The sequence below is a fragment of the Blautia sp. ZXY-1-B12 genome, assembly GCF_056339915.1.
Genome location: NZ_JBWJVP010000101.1, coordinates 1 through 3389 on the forward strand (window position 1 = coordinate 1; position 3389 = coordinate 3389).

The 3389-nt window shown below is 42.4% G+C and carries 3 protein-coding genes; all 3 read right to left on the reverse strand.

Features of this window, described 5'->3' with window-relative positions; genetic code table 11:
* Positions 1-444, reverse strand: a 444-nt coding sequence (locus tag AC075L_RS06335) for an InlB B-repeat-containing protein (RefSeq protein WP_476387379.1), incomplete at its 3' end; no start/stop codon positions are given.
* Positions 445-931: 487 nt separating this feature from the next.
* The gene (locus AC075L_RS06340) at positions 932-2893 is read right to left on the reverse strand and encodes a DUF2298 domain-containing protein (RefSeq protein ID WP_476387380.1); all 1962 of its coding nucleotides are present in this window, start codon (positions 2891-2893) and stop codon (positions 932-934) included.
* Positions 2829-3170: a hypothetical protein gene (locus tag AC075L_RS06345; protein WP_476387381.1), complete on the reverse strand. Its 342-nt coding sequence runs from the start codon at positions 3168-3170 to the stop codon at positions 2829-2831. The genes AC075L_RS06340 and AC075L_RS06345 overlap by 65 nt, the downstream gene beginning before the upstream one ends.
* Between the last annotated feature and the right edge of the window lie 219 nt (positions 3171-3389).

The following is a 3389-nucleotide window of genomic DNA, read 5'->3' on the forward strand; positions in this document are numbered from 1 at the left end:
TGCATATAAATGGGTTTTCTTCCTTACCTGTATCACCTGTCCCGCCTGATACTGCGGATTCTGAGTCTGATCCGGCTTCGTGCTCCATCCAAGAAAAGTATATCCTGTCTGATTTCTTATTGCTGGAAGTGTCACTTTTCCATTACTGTCTGCTTTTCTTATTATCGTAGACCCATCTGCCTGATGGAAAATAACCACCTTCTGAGAAGCAGATGAAATCGCTTCTGTTCCCTCCGACGGTGCCAGTGATTCATCCTTTTTATTATCCGAATATGTAAAAGATGTGAAGCTTGTGGTTCCTTTTTCCACATCGTAAACCCTTACTTTGCTGGTTTTCGCAAAAGCTGTTTGACAAAAACATGAACTACAGCAAATTGCTCCTGTCAACATCATAATCATCATTTTCCTGCTATAATGTCTAACCTGAATTATTCGATTCCTCATTTTAAAACTCTCCTTTCCTGTCATGTGAATATTCACAATCCTCATTTTCTCCTACTACTTATACAGTGTCATCTTTTCATTTTTCCACTGTAGCAACATATTTTTCTTATATATATTGCACATACATTATCATAATACAATCGTAATCCATATCTGTAAATTTTACTTTTTCCCTCTTTTCCACCTGATAATTATTTCCCCAAAACCATTCCAGCCAATAACCAGCGTAAAAAAATATTTCATTTCCTGTGCATTTGCAGGGTACTTAGATATTCTTAGCCGGCAAAAATCTGCGTTATGAGAAATCAGAGACACTGTCTGAGCCGCAGGCGAGTTTGGCTCTGATTTCTCATGCTTTTAGCAGATTTTTAGCGGCTTAGAATATCTTAGTGCCCGAAACCGCACAGGAAATGAAATATTTTTTTACGCGTCCCTTTTTGACCCAAACAAAAAATGGCGACACAAACTGCCGCCATTTTTCACTCTCTTACTTATTAATCTTAAGAATATAAGTACTATACACCTCATCCTGGAACACAACTTCTCCAAGCGAATTCAGCACCTCTTCATTCAGTGCATCCCCATATTTCTCCCGTTCTTTCAATCCCACAAAAATATAAGAAACATCATACTCTTCCAGCAGTTCCTTCACATACTCCACATCCAAAGAAGTATAAATACTCTCAATATCCGCGCTCTTCTCATTCAAGTCCGCAGTATCATCTCTCCACAGCCACTCATGCACATACCATCCCAGCACAGTCGGAAGCCCTGTCATAGCAGAAACACGCTCATAACCACTATAGCTGTCCCCGTTCGCCTCAAGCACAACCGGTGACCCTTTCACATTCTTCTTCAGCCATTTAATACCAGCCACATCCTCTGTGAAATCATTTGACAGGAAAGATGTCGCATTCAATCCTTTATATTCAGAAGGCTCCCATACCTTTCCAAACCACGCATACACACTGTTTCCAAAATAACCAAAGGTCCAGCAAAGCAGTACCAGACCGATCACTGACACAACCTTAAACACTTTCTTACGTGCAGCCACCAGCATACGGAAAATACCATATCCCATGGTCATCCCAAACAGCATATACGCCTGATAAGTCAGCTTAAACATAGTATTCGCCCTGGCGTTTCCATTTTCGTAAATATCCCTTACATAAACCAACTCCGGAATCACGATCAACCCGATTGCACAGAGTCCCATGACAATCGCAAACAGATCCGGCACAGAGATTGCTTTCATCAGTTTATACAGACTTCTGTTCGCACCACCACGAAGCTTCTCCCAGATGATACAGATGATCAGCAGAACTGTCAGAACCACAGGCAGTCCCCACAAAATCAGCAGCTGATGGATCATAGAATGATTCTGCGCAATTCCCACACCTTTAAACATACTGTCAAACTGCAAAGTAAACGGCAGAGAAACAACGTATGAGATCACAATGATCTCCACTGCCTGAACCGCAGTCACTGCCAGAATCCTCTTCACTTTACCATCAAACTGAACGATATTGGTAAACAGCACCACTCCACCGGTCACCACGAAATAAATAATAAAATCCCAGAAATTCGTAAACCGGAACATACCGATCATCACTGCAGCCAGCAGGATATGCGGAATCAACAGCTGTTTTTTCCAGAACTGTTTCCGGCCCGGCTTCATGATCACTGCTTCTCTCATCCGCACACTTCGCATCCACGCATAAAGAAGTCCCACCAGAAACAGCACAAACATTACATTTACCACATGGGCATGGAGATCTCCCAACACAAAGGAATAACATGGAAATTCATGGATCGTCTTGTCCGGCACATCCGGATTGTATCCAATATAACGGGTCGCATCCGGGAACCAGTAGCTGTCCGTTTCTTTTCCCTGCAGCTTCTGGATCCATGGAATGATCTTACTGTAAACCACATAATGCATATTTCCCGCAATTGATACAGAAAGTCCTGCTATGATCCCGGCCACTGCCGGCACACAACGTTTCTTTCCTGTCAGGCTTCCTTTAAGCCTGTCCACAGACATCTGACGAACCAGTGAAAACGGAAGCACAAACGCAAATGCAGCCACAAAAGTACGCATCAGATTGTAAGTGAGTTCTACTTTACTGCCAGTCAGCTTCGTCAGAAATACTGCAAAATACTGTCCGCCATAATAATAGTTGATCGTACCTTCTGAATACCACAGATCTCTTGCAGGAAGTGTCGTACTTCTCATCATGGCTTCCATAAAACCATAATCCATAAATTTCTCAGTTCCGTATGCCTGCGGACGGAATCCTGCAAAATAAGTCCACATCAGGAAAAATATAAAGAACAGAATTTCCTCTCCGTAAATCAGATTTACATTTCCGAACGGAAAGCAGTCAATTCCATTTTTTCCCTGAAAATGATATAAAACCCCACAGCCAACAGCACATACAATAGACACACCGATACATGTCGCTGCCAGTAAATGGCAATATCTTCGCAGTTACCAGAAACCACGTAAGAAAACCTGTCACAGTAATCGCCAGCACTTTTGAAAACATCCAGCCTTTGTCCTCAAATCCGGCAAACAGTCTCCCTGTCACAGGCATGGCAACCATTCCCATCAGAAATGCCAACAGCCACCAGGTCCAGAATGTCCATACATCTCCCTTTAACAGAAATGCAGACAGCCCTGCAAGAGCTGCTGCAAGAAGCACTCTCGGTGCCCATTTCTTCATCCGTACGTCCTCCTTAATCATTTATAAAATTATTGTGGTTACTATAATCTTACACATTCTCTCTTATCTCTGTAAATCTGTGATCACCCGGCTCATAATCATAAATCCGGAGTAATCCCCGTAATAATGCATTTGAGGATTATTCTGTTGTTTTATAGATCCGTATCCGTCCATCCTGAGTCTCATAAACCTTTTCATATGCCGCAGCAATTGTCTCCT

What these genes read in the sequence shown, in the direction of transcription:
- AC075L_RS06345 (WP_476387381.1), bottom strand. Translation starts at nt 3,170, where the DNA reads ATGAAGAAATGGGCACCGAGAGTGCTTCTTGCAGCAGCTCTTGCAGGG.